Annotated in this window: 17 protein-coding genes and 3 pseudogenes; 7 read left to right on the forward strand and 13 right to left on the reverse strand. The window is 59.9% G+C overall.

The window, feature by feature from the left end; all coding sequences use genetic code 11:
- Positions 1–12: 12 nt before the first annotated feature.
- The 4 genes and pseudogenes from glcE to proC all read left to right on the forward strand — a co-directional run.
- Positions 13–201 (forward strand): annotated as a pseudogene (gene glcE, locus ACRXB1_RS12680) (glycolate oxidase subunit GlcE); the annotation flags it as partial.
- Positions 202–218: 17 nt separating this feature from the next.
- Positions 219–1,445 carry a glycolate oxidase subunit GlcF gene (glcF, locus tag ACRXB1_RS12685; RefSeq protein ID WP_449492205.1) on the forward strand — a complete coding sequence of 409 codons (1,227 nt, stop codon included), beginning with the start codon at positions 219–221 and terminating at the stop codon, positions 1,443–1,445.
- A gap of 77 nt (positions 1,446–1,522) precedes the next feature.
- Entirely contained in the window at positions 1,523–2,224 is a 702-nt protein-coding gene (locus tag ACRXB1_RS12690) for a YggS family pyridoxal phosphate-dependent enzyme (RefSeq protein ID WP_449492206.1), read from the forward strand.
- Positions 2,225–2,243: 19 nt separating this feature from the next.
- Entirely contained in the window at positions 2,244–3,056 is an 813-nt protein-coding gene (proC, locus tag ACRXB1_RS12695; protein WP_449492207.1) for a pyrroline-5-carboxylate reductase, read from the forward strand.
- A gap of 60 nt (positions 3,057–3,116) precedes the next feature.
- Here proC and ubiA read toward each other — a convergent pair whose 3' ends face one another.
- From ubiA to ACRXB1_RS12755, 12 genes and pseudogenes are all read right to left on the reverse strand, one after another.
- The gene (gene ubiA, locus ACRXB1_RS12700) at positions 3,117–3,977 is read right to left on the reverse strand and encodes a 4-hydroxybenzoate octaprenyltransferase (RefSeq protein ID WP_449492208.1); all 861 of its coding nucleotides are present in this window, start codon (positions 3,975–3,977) and stop codon (positions 3,117–3,119) included.
- Between the two features lie 217 nt (positions 3,978–4,194).
- Entirely contained in the window at positions 4,195–4,476 is a 282-nt protein-coding gene (locus ACRXB1_RS12705; RefSeq protein WP_449492209.1) for a DUF3892 domain-containing protein, read from the reverse strand.
- A gap of 556 nt (positions 4,477–5,032) precedes the next feature.
- Complete coding sequence (locus ACRXB1_RS12710; RefSeq protein WP_062169161.1) at positions 5,033–5,524, reverse strand: Dps family protein; 492 nt, start codon at positions 5,522–5,524, stop codon at positions 5,033–5,035.
- Between the two features lie 182 nt (positions 5,525–5,706).
- Entirely contained in the window at positions 5,707–5,868 is a 162-nt protein-coding gene (locus ACRXB1_RS12715) for a hypothetical protein (RefSeq protein WP_155524150.1), read from the reverse strand.
- A gap of 67 nt (positions 5,869–5,935) precedes the next feature.
- Positions 5,936–7,420, reverse strand: a complete 1,485-nt coding sequence (locus ACRXB1_RS12720) for a catalase (RefSeq protein ID WP_449492210.1) — start codon at positions 7,418–7,420, stop codon at positions 5,936–5,938.
- Positions 7,421–7,758: 338 nt separating this feature from the next.
- Positions 7,759–8,718: a hydrogen peroxide-inducible genes activator gene (locus ACRXB1_RS12725; protein WP_061998469.1), complete on the reverse strand. Its 960-nt coding sequence runs from the start codon at positions 8,716–8,718 to the stop codon at positions 7,759–7,761.
- A 122-nt stretch (positions 8,719–8,840) separates the two neighbouring features.
- A pseudogene (locus ACRXB1_RS12730) lies at positions 8,841–9,938 on the reverse strand (M81 family metallopeptidase); the annotation flags it as partial.
- A 36-nt stretch (positions 9,939–9,974) separates the two neighbouring features.
- The gene (locus tag ACRXB1_RS12735) at positions 9,975–10,676 is read right to left on the reverse strand and encodes an ABC transporter ATP-binding protein (RefSeq protein ID WP_062172594.1); all 702 of its coding nucleotides are present in this window, start codon (positions 10,674–10,676) and stop codon (positions 9,975–9,977) included.
- 2 nt (positions 10,677–10,678) lie between these two features.
- Positions 10,679–11,446: an ABC transporter ATP-binding protein gene (locus tag ACRXB1_RS12740; RefSeq protein WP_062003433.1), complete on the reverse strand. Its 768-nt coding sequence runs from the start codon at positions 11,444–11,446 to the stop codon at positions 10,679–10,681.
- Positions 11,443–12,465, reverse strand: coding sequence for a branched-chain amino acid ABC transporter permease (locus tag ACRXB1_RS12745; RefSeq protein WP_449492211.1), 1,023 nt, complete (start codon positions 12,463–12,465; stop codon positions 11,443–11,445). Before ACRXB1_RS12745 ends, ACRXB1_RS12740 begins: the two co-directional genes overlap by 4 nt.
- Entirely contained in the window at positions 12,462–13,322 is an 861-nt protein-coding gene (locus ACRXB1_RS12750) for a branched-chain amino acid ABC transporter permease (RefSeq protein WP_062003435.1), read from the reverse strand. Before ACRXB1_RS12750 ends, ACRXB1_RS12745 begins: the two co-directional genes overlap by 4 nt.
- A gap of 61 nt (positions 13,323–13,383) precedes the next feature.
- Positions 13,384–14,592 carry an ABC transporter substrate-binding protein gene (locus ACRXB1_RS12755; RefSeq protein WP_062171670.1) on the reverse strand — a complete coding sequence of 403 codons (1,209 nt, stop codon included), beginning with the start codon at positions 14,590–14,592 and terminating at the stop codon, positions 13,384–13,386.
- Between the two features lie 263 nt (positions 14,593–14,855).
- Here ACRXB1_RS12755 and ACRXB1_RS12760 point away from each other — a divergent pair, with 263 nt between their 5' ends.
- On the forward strand, positions 14,856–15,668 hold the full coding sequence (locus ACRXB1_RS12760) for a FadR/GntR family transcriptional regulator (protein WP_062003437.1): 813 nt from the start codon (positions 14,856–14,858) through the stop codon (positions 15,666–15,668).
- An 11-nt stretch (positions 15,669–15,679) separates the two neighbouring features.
- Here ACRXB1_RS12760 and ACRXB1_RS12765 read toward each other — a convergent pair whose 3' ends face one another.
- A complete protein-coding gene (locus ACRXB1_RS12765; RefSeq protein WP_082771504.1) occupies positions 15,680–16,567 on the reverse strand; it encodes a DUF72 domain-containing protein in 888 nt (295 codons plus the stop codon).
- A gap of 336 nt (positions 16,568–16,903) precedes the next feature.
- Between ACRXB1_RS12765 and pqqA the strand changes: the two genes are divergently transcribed.
- Together pqqA and ACRXB1_RS12775 are read left to right on the forward strand one after the other, a co-directional pair.
- On the forward strand, positions 16,904–16,978 hold the full coding sequence (gene pqqA / locus ACRXB1_RS12770; RefSeq protein ID WP_062172596.1) for a pyrroloquinoline quinone precursor peptide PqqA: 75 nt from the start codon (positions 16,904–16,906) through the stop codon (positions 16,976–16,978).
- A gap of 198 nt (positions 16,979–17,176) precedes the next feature.
- A pseudogene (locus ACRXB1_RS12775) lies at positions 17,177–17,391 on the forward strand (pyrroloquinoline quinone biosynthesis protein PqqB); the annotation flags it as partial.

Consider the following 17,391-nt stretch of genomic DNA (forward strand, 5'->3'; position numbering starts at 1 on the left):
TGAGTTCGATAGACCGTGCGCATCAGCGCGAAGCAGGCCGGCGGACACGCGACCATCTTCCGCTCGGGTTCATCGTACGACCGCAATGCCGGCGTCTTCACCCCCCTGCCCGCGCCGATGATGAAAATCCATCGTGGCCTGAAATCTGCCTTCGATCCCGCGCGCATCTTCAATCGCGGCCGTCTCTACCCCGACTTTTAAGCTGACCGACCCACGCAATGCAAACCAACCTCGCCGATTTCATGCGCAACACGGCCGACGGCGACGAAGCCGAAGCCATCCTGCGCAAGTGCGTGCATTGCGGATTCTGCACGGCGACGTGCCCGACCTACCAGATTCTCGGCGATGAACTCGATGGTCCGCGCGGCCGCATCTATCTGATGAAGCAGATGATGGAAGGCGCGCCCGTCACGCGCAGCACGCAACTGCATCTGGACCGCTGCCTCACGTGCCGCAATTGCGAAACCACGTGCCCGTCGGGTGTGCAATACGGAAGGCTGGTGGAGATCGGCAGGAAGATCGTGGAGGAGAAGGTCGAGCGGCCAATCGGCCAGCGCGTGCAGCGCAAGTTGCTCGCAAACTTCCTGCCGAACAGCAAGCTCTTCACGCCCGCGATGAAACTCGGTCAGCAATTCCGGCCGCTCCTGCCAAAGACCTTGCGCGCCAAGATTCCGGTGGCCCAACGGCCGCTCGCAGCGCCGACCAACATCCACGAACGCAAGATGCTGATGCTCGCCGGTTGCGTCCAGCCGGCCATGATGCCCAACGTGAACACGGCAACGGCGCGCGTCTTCGATGCACTGGGCATCCAGATGCTGACCGCGCCGGACGCAGGCTGTTGTGGCGCGATCCGCCTGCATCTGGGCTACAACGACGACGCCCTCGACGATATCCGCAACAACATCGACGCGTGGTGGCCTTATGTTGAAAGCGGCGTGGAGGCGATCGTGATGAACGCATCCGGTTGCGGCGCGACGGTCAAGGAGTACGGGCATTTGCTGCGCAACGATCCGGCTTACGCGGAGAAGGCCGCGCGGATCGTGGACATGACGCGCGATCTCGCTGAAATCCTGCCGCAGTACGAAGAAGAGCTGACCGCGATGGTGAGGCGGCGCGCCGTCCATACCGTCGCGTTTCACCCGCCGTGCACGCTGCAGCACGGCCAGCAGATCCGAGGCCGCGTTGAAAACCTGCTGACGGCGCTCGGCATGGAAGTTCACCTTCCCGCCGATAACCACTTGTGCTGCGGCTCGGCCGGGACCTACTCGGTGCTGCAGCCGAAACTCTCCTACACGTTGCGCGATCAGAAAATCGACAAGCTCGAGAAGCTGGAACCGCAGATGATCGTGTCCGCGAATGTGGGGTGTATCGCGCATTTGCAAAGCGGCACATCGACACCTGTCGTGCACTGGATCCAGCTCGTGGAACATCTGCTGTATGGCTGACGGCAGCCGGCGCGAGGCGTGCAGCCGCCTCACGTCCGTATAATCGGATCTCTGCTTTTCTTGCGGCGTCCGTTTCCATGTCCTCTCACATAGCCCTTCATCTCGACGAAGTCCGTCAACGCATCGCGAAAGCGGCGGCTGAAGCGTCGCGCGAACCGGCATCGGTCGCGTTGCTGGCGGTATCGAAGACATTCCCTGCCGGCGATGTCCGCGCAGCATTCGACGCGGGACAACGCGCGTTCGGCGAGAACTACGTGCAGGAATCGGTCGCGAAGATCGCCGAACTTGCCGACTTGCGCAGCGAGATCCAGTGGCATTTCATTGGACCATTGCAGTCGAACAAGACCAAGGTCGTCGCCGAGAATTTCGACTGGGTGCATTCCGTCGACCGGCTGAAGATTGCCGAGCGGCTATCGGCTCAACGCACGGACGGCATGGCGCCGCTCAACGTCTGCCTGCAAGTGAATGTCAGCGGCGAGGAATCGAAAAGCGGCGTGACACCTGAAGAAGCGCTGGCGATTGCGCACGCGATCACAGCCTTGCCCAATCTCAAGCTGCGCGGCTTGATGTCGATTCCCGAACCAGCCGCCACACTCGACGAACAACGCGCACCGCACAAGCGTCTGCGCGAACTCATGGACACCTTGCGCGCGGACGGCCTTGAACTGGATACGCTTTCCATGGGCATGTCGGCGGATATCGAAGCGGCGATCCTGGAAGGCGCGACGATGGTTCGCATCGGCACGGCAATCTTCGGCGCACGCGATTACTCCAACTGACTTTCGATCTGAACTCACTATGAAAATTGCGTTTATTGGCGGCGGGAACATGGCGTCGGCGCTTATCGGCGGCTTGATCAAGCGTGGCGTGGCGGCGGCGGATCTTTATGTCGTCGATCCGGGCGAGGAAGCGCGTGGACGCGTCGAGAAGGAATTCGGCGCGGCGACAGGCGCATCGATCGACTCGAAGCTGAGCGAATACGACGCCATTCTGCTTGCCGTCAAACCGCAGGTCTTGAAGGACGTGGCAGCGGCGCTGCAGCCGGTGTTGTCGAAGCAACTGGTGATCAGCATTGCGGCCGGCATTCGCGCGGCCGACCTGTCGCGCTGGCTTGGCGGCTACACGCAAATCGTGCGCACGATGCCAAACACGCCCGCGTTGATCGGCATGGGCGTGACGGGTCTGGCCGCGTTGCCCGGCGTGGACGATTCAGCGAAGGCGCTGGCGTCGAAGGTACTGGAAGCGGTAGGCGACACCGTCTGGTTCGACGACGAAGCGAAGATCGACGCCGTCACCGCCATTTCGGGCAGCGGTCCGGCGTACGTGTTCTATTTCATCGAAGCAATGCAGGAAGCCGCGCGTCAGCTCGGCATGGATGAAGAACAAGGGCGCGCGCTCGCCGTGGCGACGTTCACCGGCGCGGCGCAACTGGCTGCGCAATCGGGAGAGCCGGCGAGTGTGTTGCGGGAACGGGTCACATCGAAGGGCGGAACGACGGCTGCGGCGCTGGCTTCCTTCGATGCACAGGGCGTGAAGGATGCAATCGTACGCGGCGCACTGGCCGCGGATGCGCGGGCAAAAGAGATGGGCGAGGAACTGGGCAAGGCCTGAGAAAACGCCGCTGCGGGTCAAAGCCCGCAGCAGTGTTCAAGCCGCCAACTGATCACTGGCCTAGCGAAAAAACGCGTAATGCGCCGCGATGCCCGCGAACAAGACGCCGCCCAGCCAGTTGTTATGTTTGAACGCGGCGAAGCACGACATGCGCTCGCGGTTCCTGATCAGCGTGTAGTGATAGACCGCGCACGCCACCGCCGCCGCCCAGCCGATCCAGTACATCCAGCCGAACGCCAGCGTCACGCCAATCCACGCATAGATCCCGAGCGTCACGCCATAACAAAGCATGATCGCAAGGACATCGAAGCGGCCGAACGTCAGGGCCGACGTGTTGATGCCGATCTTGATGTCGTCGTCGCGATCGACCATCGCGTATTCGGTGTCGTAGGCGACCGACCAGAAGACGTTCGCGGCCAGCATGATCCACGCGAGCGGCGGCACGTGATCCTGAATGGCGGCGAACGCCATAGGAATGCCGAATCCGAATGCAATGCCCAGATACGCCTGCGGAATGGCGAAGAACCGCTTGGTGAACGGATAACTTCCTGCAACAAAAAGCGCGAACACGGAGAGTTCTTTCGTCAGCGTGTTGAGCGGCAGGATCAGCAAGAACGCAATCGCCGATAAAACCGCCGCCAGCGCCACCGCTTCCCACGCGGCAATCTTGCCGGACGTGATCGGCCGGTTTTCGGTGCGCTTCACGTGTTTGTCGAAATCGCGATCGGCGTAGTCGTTTATCGCGCAACCCGCCGAGCGCATGAGCAGCGTGCCGAGCACGAAGATCAGCAGAAGCATGGGCGATGGGTGCCCATCCGATGCAATCCATAACGCATTGAGCGTCGGCCACAGCAAAAGCAGGCTGCCGATGGGTTTATCCATGCGGACGAGGCGGAGATAAAGCGGAAGGCGAGCGAGCATGGCAGGTTGCACCGAATGACAGTGACGGTATTTTAAGGCAGGAGACGCTTCCAGGATGAATTCATGGTCCTAAACGACGTCAGTTCCATCCGTATTGGCTGCCAACTCGATACCAGCGTCTCTGACGAAACAAGTGTCAAACGGGAGATTGACGATACGACTTACGAGGGATGCAGACGAGGAGCATCCCGCTCCTCGGGAAGACGTTAATTGTTAATTAACCACAAGATGATTGAGCGAGCAAATTGTCGTTCCATTGTCCGTCGGCATGAGTCCGGAGATAAGCAGTGCGGCCGCTAGGACGAACAACACCAACATCAACGCGTTTTCCCGTTGATTCATCTTTAACGTAGAACGTATTGCTTTTGGCATCGATGCTCGCCACCACGTCAGCAACAGGCCACTTCCAATAACCAGCGGGATTGCCTACATGAGTTATATGTTCGTGACCGCCTTGGGGCGCCGATTTAGTAATACAGGTGATTCGAACGTCAGCCATTTTTTCCTTTTCAGATTGAATGTATGTCAGATGCAATCGTCGGTCGCTATTTATTTAGTGATTGACGAAGTGGTCTTCGAAAGGACAATCGATTGATCTTCAGGTGCGGAATCCGGGTCGGCCAAGTTACCCTGTACTTAGGCAAACTATCGACACGCGAACAACGTTTTCAGCCAGCCCCTAAGTACGTGGCCCAGACCCTTTATGTAACCGTCACTTTGTACGTTTCTCCGGTAGTTTCGTGTGCTTTTTTTAACAAAAAAGAGCACACGCGCTAATCAGATTTATCCTAAATCACATGCTAGAGGACGACTTTTGGACGAAAGCGCGATTTGTCTGCATCCTTCTTTTGCGACCGAAAAATTGATCGAGCGCTCGTTCGAATCAGACCCATCACGCCAAACTAAGCGACGCAGCCGAACGTCAGAGGCTTTCACGATATCGACCTTAAGGCTGAACGCTACAAATGTTAAAGCCCCGCATTCTGCCGAATGCGGGGCTTATTGGTTGCTACCGTCGCCACGCTCAATGCGCGGGCGACCAATTCAATCCGTGCTTACTCCGCCAGCATCGCGCGCAACATCCACGCCGTCTTTTCGTGAATCTGCATGCGCTGCGTCAACAGATCGGCCGTCGGTTCGTCGTTGGCGTTATCGGTTAGCGGGAAGATTGCGCGCGCGGTGCGCACCACGGCTTCCTGCCCTTCCACCAGTTGACGGATCATCTCCGCGGCGGCCGGAATGCCATCGGCTTCCGGAATGGACGAGAGCTTCGCGAACTCGCGATAGCTGCCCGGCGCATACACGCCCAGCGCGCGGATACGTTCGGCGATGGCATCCACCGCCAGCGCCAATTCAGTGTATTGACCTTCGAACATCAGGTGGAGCGTGTTGAACATCGGCCCCGTGACGTTCCAGTGAAAATTGTGTGTCTTCAGATACAGCGTGTAGGTATCGGCCAGGAGATGCGACAAGCCATCGGCAATCTTCTTGCGGTCTTTGTCGCTGATACCGATATTCACAGCCGGTGATGCGATTTTCTTCGCCATGGTGACTCCGTGAGAGTGATACGAACAATGCGGGCGAATGACTGATCCAGATCGTGGATCGGGTTCCGCCGGGCGTTCGTGAGTTTATCTTAGAAACGCAGCCGGACCCGCCGTGCAGCGCGGGTCCGGAGGGTTATCGGGCGCGTCGATACGACGCGCATCAATGGGATCGCACAAGTCCGTCAGACCAGCCCCGCACCACGCAATCCTTCGATAACCACCGCCGCGTAACTCGCCGCGACGATGCCAAAACCGATCGCGAGCCGCACGCCGCGCGACGCGTTCAGGCTTTTGGCCTCAAAGCCGCTTACCGCCCGCTCGATATTCATGATCGCTTGTGTCATCGCCGTTTCTCCTTGAGTCCTGCGTTTTCAATCGACGGGACGCTTTTTCTCAAGCGCCCCGGTCTGCTTACTTCATTGCTGCTTCAAGCTCTGCGTCGGCGGTCTCGACTGCCTGGCCCAATGCCGCCAGCGCTTTCACCACACCCGCCGCATACGCGGGGTCGGCGCGCCGGAAGTGCTCTATCTGAACCTTGACGATCTCGTTCGGCACGCCATGGATATGCCGCGCGATGTTGCCGAAGAAGCGCTGCTTTTGCGCGTCGTCGAAGAGGCGGAACAGGTCGCCTGGCTGGCTGTAGTAGTCCGTGTCTTCACGATGGTCGTAGCGCTCCACCGCACCCGCCGCCAATGCCGGCTCATTCACGCTCGCGTCCTGCGAGAAGTCGCCGAAGCGATTCGGCTCGTAGTTCACGCGGCCGCCGCTGTTGCCATCGACACGCATGCCGCCATCCCGATGAAACGAGTTCTGCACGGCAGCCTTCGGCGCATTCACCGGAATCTGATGGTGATTGATGCCCAGACGATACCGGTGCGCATCGCCATACGAGAACAAACGGCCTTGCAGCAAGCGGTCCGGCGAGAAACCGATGCCCGGCACCACGTTCGCCGGCGTGAAAGCGGCTTGCTCCACGTCCGCGAAATAGTTGCCGGCGTTGCGATTCAACTCGAGCGTGCCCACGTCGATCAGCGGGAAATCCTTGTGTGGCCATACCTTGGTGATATCGAAAGGATTCATGCGATACGTCGCCGCTTCTGCCTCCGTCATCACCTGGATGCGGAAATTCCACTTCGGGAAATTGCCGCGATCGATGTTGTCCACCAGATCGCGTTGCGCGCTTTCACGATCACTGCCCACTACGGCCGACGCTTCGGCGTCGGTGAAATTCTCGAGCGGCTGCTGCGACTTGAAGTGGAACTTCACATAGAACCGCTCGTTGTTCGTGTTGATGAACGAATACGTATGCGACCCGAAACCATGCATCTGCCTGTAGCTCTTCGGAATTCCACGGTCGCTCATCAGGATGGTGACCTGATGCAACGACTCCGGATGCCGCGACCAGAAGTCCCACGCCGCCACATTGCTGCGCATGTTGGTGTACGGATCGCGCTTTTGCGTGTGGATGAAGTCGGGAAACTTCAGCGGATCACGGATGAAAAACACCGGCGTGTTGTTGCCGACCACGTCCCAGTTGCCTTCTTCCGTGTAGAACTTGATCGAGAAACCGCGCACATCGCGCTCGGCGTCGGCTGCGCCGCGCTCGCCGGCAACCGTCGAGAAGCGCATGAACATCGGCGTCTGCTTGCCGACTTCCGCGAACACCTTGGCTTTCGTGAAACGCGAGATGTCGTGCGTGACGGTCAACGTGCCGAACGCGCCCGATCCCTTGGCATGCACGCGGCGCTCCGGAATCACTTCGCGGTCGAAGTGCGCGAGCTTTTCGATCAGCCAGAAATCCTGCAGCGCAATCGGGCCGCGCGGGCCGGCGGTCACGGAGTTCTGGTTGTCGCCGACTGGCGCGCCTGCTGCGGTGGTAAGGGTGCGATTGGTCATCGAGTGCTCCTGAAATGTATTCGGGGAATTGCGTTCTTGCGGGGTTTGTTCAGCACGTGCCGGCAAAACTGGCCAGCACGTCGACCACGACGCTGCGTGCTTCGCGATAACTCGCGGTAAGTTGCGTGGCGCGGCGGGCGATCATCGTCATGGCTTCCTCTGGCTTTGTTTTGCTGGATCGGTGCCGACCCATGGGAAGAAGCATAACAAAGACTATCCATTTTTATAATTCAATTAACTTAATCTATCCGATAGGTCGAACGAATGCTCGGGACGGTAGGACTTTAAAAATAGGGATGGATTCAGAGGCCGCGCCAGGACAGGCGCGGCAGAAACGCTTAATTGACTGCGGCGGGTAGTTCAAGCCGCGTTACGCCGGGAATATTACAGGCGGCGATTGCATCGCAGATCGCTTCGATGGCCGGCATCCGCGTGAAGCTCTTGCGCCACGCGAGCACGACACGACGATCCGGCACGGGGTCATTGAAGGGAACGTAGCTGAGCAAACCGGCATCGACGCCCGCTGCATGCGGCTTCACTTCCATCACCGACATGCGCGGCAGCACGGTAATGCCCACGCCGCTTGCGACCATATGCCGGATGGTTTCCAGCGATGACCCTTCGAACGTCTTCTGGATGCCGTCCGCGTTCTGCGAAAACCGCATCAACTCGGGACATACGCCGAGCACGTGGTCGCGGAAACAGTGGCCGCTGCCGAGCAGCAGCATGGTTTCGAGCTTCAGGTCATCGGCGTTGATCTTCTCGCGGTTTTCCCACGGATGACCGGCAGGCATGGCGACGACGAACGGTTCATCGAAGAGCGGGCGGACCATCAAGCCGGTTTCCGGGAACGGCAGCGCCATGATGGCGACATCGATTTCACCCTGCTTCAGCAGTTCGATCAGCTTGAGCGTGTAGTTTTCCTGCAGCATCAGCGGCATCTGCGGCACGCGCTTGATCATCTGCTTGACGAGCGTGGGCAGGAGATACGGCCCGATGGTATAGATCACGCCCAGCCGCAGCGGCCCGACCAGCGGATCCTTGCCCTGCTTGGCGATTTCCTTGATCGCGAGCGTCTGCTCCAGGACGCGCTGCGCCTGAGTCACGATCTGTTCGCCGATGGGCGTCACACTGACTTCGCTGGTACCGCGTTCGAAAATCTGTACGTTCAGTTCGTCTTCGAGCTTCTTGATTGCCACCGACAAAGTCGGCTGGCTCACGAAACACGCCTCGGCCGCACGGCCGAAATGCCGCTCGCGGGCCACTGCAACGATGTACTTCAATTCGGTAAGGGTCATTAGGGGCCAATCAGAGTCAATGAATCGATAGGATTTGACTTATACACCCGTCGGGTGGATTCGCCAACTCGCGCAAGAATAGTCGCGCCAAATACGCAGTCTTGCGTTTCATGCGAATGATGGGGGTGCGCGGCACGCCCGGCAAGCTTGTTGCCGACGTCCAGCGTGACGGTTGCACCCACGCCAGCGGCCATCAGCTTCGCAACCGCCTCAGGATCGCATATCGGCCCCATCACGATACCCGTCATGCCCTGACGGACAGCTTCCTCATAGACGTCCATGGTGTCGCATGTGCCGCCCGACATGCAGTTGTCGCCGTGATCGAGGAGGAGGACCGGTTTGTCGGCATCTAGAGCGAGCGCCGCACCTTCCGCCACGGAATCCGCCAGCGACGGGCTGCGATAAAGAAATTCCTCGCGCTCGTCCCAGATCTGCCGGCCAATACGCTCGGCCACGCGTGCGGCCGCTTCGCGATCGCCGTCGCCGACCACGACCACGCTGATGCACGGCTTCGCAATATCAGCGAGAGAAAATCCCGCCAGTATGGAAACGGCCAGCATGCCCTCGCGTTCCGCCGCCTGCGCGGCTTCCACCGCGCGCTTCATCGCGCCGGCCGCGCTCGCGCTGCGCAGCGTATGCGTCATCAGCGGCGGCTGCGACCACGCAATCACAGGACGCGACCGTCCCTCCAGCAAATCGAAGAAAAGCCGCGCGGCATGCGCGCCGCATTCGTACATGTCCACGTGCGGATAGGTCTTGAAGCTGACCATGACGTCGGCGTTATCGATCATTTTCTGCGTCACGTTCGCATGCAGATCGAGCGCAACCGCGATGGGCGCACCAGGCAGCGCGGCACGAACGCGTTCGAGCAGGTCGCCTTCGCCGTCGTTCGAATTCTCCGCGACCATCGCGCCATGGAGATCCAGCATGACGGCGTCGCAACCCTGCGCAGCGTCGACAATCGCATTGCAGATCGCGTCGTAGGCAGCCGCCGCGACAGGCCCGCTCGGATTCGCCGATGCCGACACCGGCGTGACGATCTGTGCGCCCGCGTTTTCAGCGGCATCGATAAACGCGGACATCGCGGTCTGCATGCCCTTGTTCTCGCGATACGCATCTTCGCCATGAACCGGACCGTTGCGGCCAAACGCCTCCAGCGGCGTAGCCACCGGCGAGAACGTGTTGGTCTCGTGATTCATTCGGGCAATCAGGATTTTCATGCGGATTCCAGTCAATTGTTTCGGATCACGAATGGTTCAGACCACGCCTACGCCGAGGTAGCGGTCCTTGATCGCATCGTCGCGAGTGAACGCGGCGTTATCGCCCTCATACACAATGCGACCCTGCTCGATGATGGTGTGGCGATCCGCCAGTTGCGTGCAGACTTCGAGGTTCTGCTCGACCAGCAGGATGGCAATGCCCGCCTCCTTGATCAGCTTCAGTTGCGCGACGATCTCTTCCACGATCACAGGCGCGAGGCCTTCCACGGGTTCATCGAGCATGAGCAGCCGCGGGTGATTCATCAGCGCCCGGCCGATCGCGAGCATCTGTTGTTCGCCCCCGGAAAGCTGCGCGCCGCCGTTGGTGCGACGCTCTTTCAGGCGCGGGAAGATGCGATAGATATCGGCGAGCTGCCACGGAGAATCGCGGCGGGCGCCGAGCTTCAGGTTCTCCTCAACGCTGAGCAAACGGAACACGCCACGGTGCTCCGGCACGAAGCACACGCCCGAGGCCGCAATCCTGTGCGATTGCGATTTGCCGATATCCGCGCCCTTGAACTTCACGCTGCCGCGCTGAGCAGCGACCACGCCCGCGATGGTTTTGAGCGTCGTGGATTTGCCCGCGCCGTTGCGGCCGAGGAGCGTGACCGTCTCACCCTCGCCTATACTCAACGACACACCCTGCAAGATATGGCTCTTGCCATAAAACGCGTGGACGTCCTGCACATCGAGGATCATGCTCATGCGCGGCCTCCGGTAATCATGTTGCCGAGATAGGCACGGCGCACGCGTTCGTCGCCGCGGATATCGTCGGGTCGGCCTTCGACCAGTACGCGTCCCTGCTGCATGACCGTAATGGTGTCGGAGATGTCCATCACGATACCCATGTTGTGCTCGATCAGAACCACCGTATAGTCGTCGCGCAGGCCGCGAATGAGCTGCTTCATGTCGTCGAGATCATCGATACCCATGCCTGACGTCGGCTCATCGAGGAAGATCGCCTTGGGCCGCGCCGCGAGCGCCATGCCGACCTCGAGCCTGCGCTGCTGGCCATGCGAAAGCGCGCCGGCAAGCGTCCCTGCAAAACGCGTCAGTGCGAGACGCTCCAGGATGGGGTCGACAATGCCGGTGTGCTCGAGCGCGCCGCGCGGTGGCATCCATGCGTTGAACGCGTGATTTGAATCGACGCCCTGGACCGCCACCCGCAAATTTTCGCGCACGCTCAGGTTTGCAAACAGGCTCGTCACCTGGAACGACCGGGCGATGCCGCGCTTCACACGCCGGTAATCCGCTTCGCGCGTAACGTCATGCCCATCGAACACGATGTTGCCGGAAGTGATCGGCAGCGTGCCCGTGAGCACGTGGAACAGCGTTGTCTTGCCCGCACCGTTCGGGCCGATCACCGAATGCACCGTGCGCGGCATGATCCTCAGCGTGACGTCGTCGAGCGCGGTGAACTTGCCGTAGCGTTTCGTCACCGCTGTTGCGTGCAGAATGGCTTCGCTCACGACACCTCCTTATTGCTGCGCGCACCGCGTTGCCTCAGCCGCTGCACGATCCGCTCGCCCAGTCCCCACAGGCCGCGCTGCATGAAGAGGCTGACTCCAATCAAAACCAGCCCGAGCAGCAGGAGCCAGCGCGGCCACAAGGTCGAAAGCCAGTCGGAAAACAGCACATAGAATGCCGCGCCGAGCACCGAGGCAAACAGATTCCCCGTGCCGCCAATCACCGTCATCACGAGGATCATCTCGCTCGTGTGATAGTCGATGTTCGATAGCGGCGCAATGCCCGTCATCAACGCATGCAGCGCGCCGGCAAGTCCCGTGACCGCGCCTGAGACGACAAACGCCGCGAGCTTGAAGCGCTTGACGTCGTAGCCGACGGCGGCGGCGCGCGCTTCGTTGTCGCGAATGGCGAGCAGCGTGCGGCCGAAGACGGAATGCGACACGCGCATGAGGATCCAGAACGCCAGCAGGAACAGCACGGCGACAAACGCATAGAACTGCCAGGGCGATGCAAGCGGCACAAGGTGCTTGCCGAAGAGCGAAAGCGCGGGACGTGGAATCCCGAGCAGGCCGTTGTCGCCACCCGTGAGGTCGGGCGACGTATAGGCGAGAAAATAAAACATCTGCCCGAACGCAAGCGTCAGCATCACGAAGTACGTACCGCGCTGGCGTATCGAGAACCAGCCGACGAGTGCAGCGGCCAGTGCGCCGACCAGCATCGCGGCGACCAAGGCGAGCGGAATCTGGAGGCCCGTCCTGGTGAGCACGAGACCGGCGCTGTAACTGCCGAGGCCAAAGAATATGCCTTGCCCGAAGGACAGCAATCCCGTTGCGCCGAGCAGCAGGTTGCAGCCGAGCGCGGCCAGCGCGTACACCAGCACTTCGGTTGCGAGCGATCCCGAACTCAATGTGAGCGGCAACAGGCAGACCACGATTGCAGCAAACAGGATGAACCGATAGTGAAACAGCGCTTCCTTGAACGAGCGCTGCGGGGCGCGGGTATCGAGTGGTTTCGAATTCACGTGGCCCTGCCAAGCAGCCCGTTCGGGCGCAGTAAAAGGACGGCCGCCATGGCGACATAGATCATCAGACGCGCGCCTTCGGGCCACAACGTGCTCATGACGCTCTGAACGATTCCAACCAGCAAGCCACCTACCAGCGCACCAAGGAAATTCCCCATCCCGCCGATCACGACCACCACGAACGCGACGCTCAGCGCTTCGATGCCCATGAACGGATCAACCCCGCGAATCGGGGCGGCAAGCACGCCGGCAAGCGCGGCCGTCCCCGCACCGAGTGCAAACACGAGGCTGAATACTCGCAACACGTTGATGCCGAGCAGCGCCACCATCTCTGTAGATTCGCTGCCTGCACGTACCGCGCTTCCCAGGCGGGTTCCTTCGAGCAGCCACCAAAGGAGCAGCGCGAGAACCGCTGTAAAGCCGATCACGAACAAGCGGTATTTCGGGTAGATGAAACTGCCCCAGATCACCACGCCGTTCAGGATGTCAGGCACCGGCACGTTATCGCCAATGGGACCCCAGATGACGATGGTGAGCTCTTGCAGCACGAGTGCAAGGCCCACGGTCACCAGGATATGGAACTCGTGCTGCTGCGCGTAGACGTGCCGCAGGATCAGCTTCTCGACCACCCATGCAAGCACGCCGACCACCACTGGTACCACGGCGAGCGCGACCCAGAAGCTCATCGACCATTGCATGGCCTGGTAGCAGAAGTACGCACCCAGCAAATAGAAAGCGCCGTGCGCGAAATTCACGAAGCGCAGCAAGCCAAAGACAATCGACAATCCGACCGCGAGCAGGAAGTACAGCATCCCGATGCCAATGCCATTCACGACCTGCAACAGATAAACGTTCATGGCTTTTCGTCTGAAATGAATCGATGCGAACGCGCTTGGTCGCGCGCTCGCCCGCACGCGATCAAGCCATCTTGCACTGGGTTTTATCGAGCGGCAGGAACGACTGGCCCGAACTCACGATGTCCGCGTAATCGTCCTTGTTCTTCATCTTCGCCTTCGCTTTTCCCTTGAGCAAGTAGTAGTTTTTCAGCACCTGGTGGTCGCCCTTGCGGATTTCCTCAGCGCCGGTCAGGCCTGCATACTTCATCCCCTCGAGCGCCGCGATGACCTTCTTCGGATCAGCCGTGCCCGCTTTGACAATGCCGTCCAGCAGGATCTTCGTACAGATGTACGAGCCCGCCAGACTGTAGTTCGGGTTCGCCTTGAACGCGTCGTTCGCGCGCTTCACGAGATCGGCGTTGAGCGGCGAATCGATCGAATGCCAGTATTGCGCACCGAAATACACACCCTCGCAAAGATCCGGACCCAGCGCCTCGAATTGCTCCAGGCCCGAGGCCCACGCCATCAGGATCGTGCAGTTGTTCTTCATGCCGAAGCTGACAGCCTGGCGCAAGGTATCGGAGGATTGCGAGCCGAAATTCAGGATCAGCAGCACGTCCGGTTTCGCCGCGACTGCATTGGTCAGATAACCGCTGAATTCCTTTTCATTGAGCGAGTGGTAGCTGTTACCCACATGCTCGATACCCTTTTCCTGGAAGATCGCTTTTGCAGCCGACAACAAACCATCGCCGAAAACATATTGCGGCGTGATGGTGTACCAGCGCTTCGCTTTCGGCAGCGTCTGGATCAGCGGGCGCACGGTCTGCTCGATCGCGCCGAAGGTGGGCACGGACCAGCGGAACGTTGCGCTGTTGCAGTCCTTGCCGGTGATTTCATCGGCGCCGGCGGTCGTGATGAAAATGCCGCCTGCCTTCTCGACTTCCTTGCCCATGGCAAGCGATTCGGATGACAGGATGCCGCCCGCGAAAAAGCGCGCATTCTTTTGCTGCGCGATTTCCTGCACACGGCGCACAGCCGTGGCGGGCTTGCCTTCGGTATCGAGGACCGTATAAGCCAGCGGCTGGCCAAGCACCTTTCCGTACTGCTCGATGGCGAGCTTCATGCCCAGGTCGGCGTACTTGCCGTTCGCGGCGAACGGGCCCGACATGGGCACGGGACAGGCGAACTGAATGGGACCGCTTTGCGCAAAGGCGCTACGCGTGGCGAGGGTTTGCAAGGCCCCGGGAACAGCCGACAGCGCGGCCAGCTTCAAGACATTCCGGCGATTCAAAATTGACGCTCCTCGAGAAAAGGCGAGACCCGGATGACTGGCGGGCCCGGCTAAAAAGCTTTTACAGAATGTTTGCTGGCGGCCACGCACGTCATGCGGCAGCTTTGACTGGAAACCTTTTATGTTGCTAGCCAGTGCCTATTTATCATGATAAATAGGATGAACTGGATCGTAGGTACAATAAATTCGGGTGTCAATAAGGCAAAATTCCGGGGTATCGGAATGCGCTGCAACAGCCGTCAGGAAGCGCTTTGGAGAAGGGTATGGAGCGAGGAAAAGCAGGTGCCACGATCGACATCAGGCAGCAGAAGCGCCCGGATCTGGTTGCCGAGGAAATCAAGCGGCTCATCACTGAACGGGATCTGAAACCCGGCGACAAGCTGCCGCGGGAAGTGGAATTGCAGCAGATGTTCTCGGTAAGTAAAAGCACCATCCGCGAGGCGTTGAAGTCGCTCGAGGTGCAGGGTTTGATCAAGGTGACGACCGGCCCGGGCGGCGGCGGAACCATTATTGAAGTGCCGCTGGATCGCACCCTGCAATTGCTGCAGAACTACCTGTTTTTCAAGGATGTCAGCATCGACGACATTTATACCGTGCGCAAATTGCTCGAGCCCGAACTTGCCGCCGGCGCCGTCGCGCATCTCACCGAGGCAGACTTTACAGCGCTCGATGACAGCATTGCCTGCTGTGACACGCCGTCCGCGCATCAAGATGGCGATATCGTCAAGCGCCGGCAGGAGGACGTGAATTTCCACGATATCCTCGCGGCCGCCAATCCAAATCCTTTCCTGCGTTTTAGCTGCGAACTGATCAACGAAATGATCCGGCAACTGATCGAATTCCGTAACGACACGCCGGCCGCCGAACTTGAACGCTTCGGTCAGGCCAATGTGAAAATCCACAAGGCGATCACGAAGGCCGCGCGCGAACGCGACGCCGATAAAGTCCGCGAACTCATGGTCGTTCACATGACCGAGGCGCCGCGTTACGTGAAGCGCATGAAGGGCAAGCTGCGCGGCAGGCTGATCCTCGACGCCGAGATTCGCAAGCGCGTGAAAGCTCAGCCGGAGACTTGAACGCCTGGGTCTTATTTGCTCTTCAGGCGTTCGAGCAGCGCCATGGCCGCCGCCGGGTTATGCGCCTTGAAGCCGCTGATCACATAGAGATAGACATCGCGCGGGGTATCTTTCGGCGCGGCTTTCGCGACACTTTCGAGTCCCTTCGGCGTCGCACCCTGTGCCCAATCGCGCGCCCGCTTGGTCCACAAATCCAGAGCGGCGCTGTCATAACCTTGCGCCTCACCTTCGGTCGTCCCCATGATCCGCGCATAGACGAAGGGCGCGGTGACATCGGCGATCTGGGGGTAATCCGAATCTCCCGACATCACGATCGCCACCCCGTATTTGCGTGCGAGCGCGACGAACGCTTCGTCGCGAAAACTTTCATGCCGTACCTCGACCGCGTGACGGATCGGATGGCCTTCGACTTTGGCGGGCAAAAGCTTGAGAAAACCCTCGAAGTCTTCCGGGTCGAATTGTTTGGTTGTAGCGAACTGCCAGTTGATCGGGCCGAGCTTGTCCTGCAGTTCGAGCACGCCGCTCGCAAGAAAACGCTCGACCGATTCGCCGGCTTCCGAGAGCACGCGCCGGTTTGTCGAAAAGCGCGGCGCCTTGAGCGAGAACACAAAATCGTCAGGCGTCTCGTCTCGCCACTTGGCGAATGTCGAAGGTTTCTGCGAGCCGTAGAAGGTGCCGTTGATTTCGATGGACGTCAGCTTCCCGCTCGCGTATTCGAGTTCGCGCTTTTGCACGAGGTCTTTCGGATAGAAGAGGCCGCGCCAAGGTTCAAATGTCCATCCCCCGATACCGACGCGAATGACCCCGCCATCCTTCGCAGGCTTTGCTGTTTTTGCGGTTTTTACCGGTGCGGTCTTTTTCGCCGCCGGCGTTTTCGCCGCTGTCTTTCGCGTCGCCATGTAATCTCCCTTGCCGTGAACGGATGCGTTCCAGTGTAGCGAATCAGGGGATCGAACGCTTCAAGCCCAGCGCGCTCTTGAAACTCGCGAATATGGGGTTCACCCTGAGGCCGCAAGGGTTTGCGGCGTGGGACACTTTGCTGCATACCGCGACAGTCAGGCGCGCTTTCAGTTCTTTCGTTCCTCCGCCCTCACCCGCCGCGATGTAAGAAACGAACTTCAAACACGCAGCGTCGCTTTCGAACGCATTTCGGGCACGCTGCTTGCACCGAAGTAAGCTTGTTGGCGCATGCGTCGTGGCGCCGGCACCCGTTGGCTAACCTGATGGAGACGGCTATGAAATGGACGACCCCGAGCTACACCGATATGCGTTTTGGTTTCGAAATCACGATGTATATCGCAACGCGTTAAGCGCTGCCGCCGCCGTCGGCTGTCCATGCCGGCGCGCGGCTTTAGCAGCGCTCCTGTCTCTCCCACAGCGTTCTTCGACTATCGGCTATTCGCCGACCTCACGTTGCTCACCGATCCCATCCCCCACCCCGCCTTCTTCGCCATCACGCGTGACGTCGATCATGCTGCCGGATGTCTCTTTTTAGAGGCACGCAGGCAATGAAAATCAAAGTGCTGGGTTCATCGGCGGGAGGCGGGTTTCCGCAATGGAACTGTAATTGCCGCAATTGCGCCGGCGTGCGTAGCGGTACGCTCGATGCAAAGCGGCGCACGCAGTCGTCGATCATCGTGAGTTCAACCGGCGACGACTGGCTGCTCGTCAATGCATCGCCGGATCTGCTCGCACAGATCGCGGCCCATCCGGAGTTGCAGCC

The organism is Caballeronia sp. M23-90, from assembly GCF_053574605.1.

Coding starts and splice junctions, on each gene's coding strand:
- glcF (WP_449492205.1), top strand. CDS start 219: ATGCAAACCAACCTCGCCGATTTCATGCGCAACACGGCCGACGGCGAC.
- proC (WP_449492207.1), top strand. CDS start 2,244: ATGAAAATTGCGTTTATTGGCGGCGGGAACATGGCGTCGGCGCTTATC.
- ACRXB1_RS12750 (WP_062003435.1), bottom strand. CDS start 13,322: ATGAACGTTTATCTGTTGCAGGTCGTGAATGGCATTGGCATCGGGATG.
- ACRXB1_RS12720 (WP_449492210.1), bottom strand. CDS start 7,420: ATGACCAATCGCACCCTTACCACCGCAGCAGGCGCGCCAGTCGGCGAC.
- ACRXB1_RS12715 (WP_155524150.1), bottom strand. CDS start 5,868: ATGACACAAGCGATCATGAATATCGAGCGGGCGGTAAGCGGCTTTGAG.
- ACRXB1_RS12735 (WP_062172594.1), bottom strand. CDS start 10,676: ATGATCCTCGATGTGCAGGACGTCCACGCGTTTTATGGCAAGAGCCAT.
- ACRXB1_RS12690 (WP_449492206.1), top strand. CDS start 1,523: ATGTCCTCTCACATAGCCCTTCATCTCGACGAAGTCCGTCAACGCATC.
- ACRXB1_RS12705 (WP_449492209.1), bottom strand. CDS start 4,476: ATGGCTGACGTTCGAATCACCTGTATTACTAAATCGGCGCCCCAAGGC.
- ACRXB1_RS12760 (WP_062003437.1), top strand. CDS start 14,856: ATGGAGCGAGGAAAAGCAGGTGCCACGATCGACATCAGGCAGCAGAAG.
- ACRXB1_RS12765 (WP_082771504.1), bottom strand. CDS start 16,567: ATGGCGACGCGAAAGACAGCGGCGAAAACGCCGGCGGCGAAAAAGACC.
- ACRXB1_RS12710 (WP_062169161.1), bottom strand. CDS start 5,524: ATGGCGAAGAAAATCGCATCACCGGCTGTGAATATCGGTATCAGCGAC.
- ACRXB1_RS12725 (WP_061998469.1), bottom strand. CDS start 8,718: ATGACCCTTACCGAATTGAAGTACATCGTTGCAGTGGCCCGCGAGCGG.
- ubiA (WP_449492208.1), bottom strand. CDS start 3,977: ATGCTCGCTCGCCTTCCGCTTTATCTCCGCCTCGTCCGCATGGATAAA.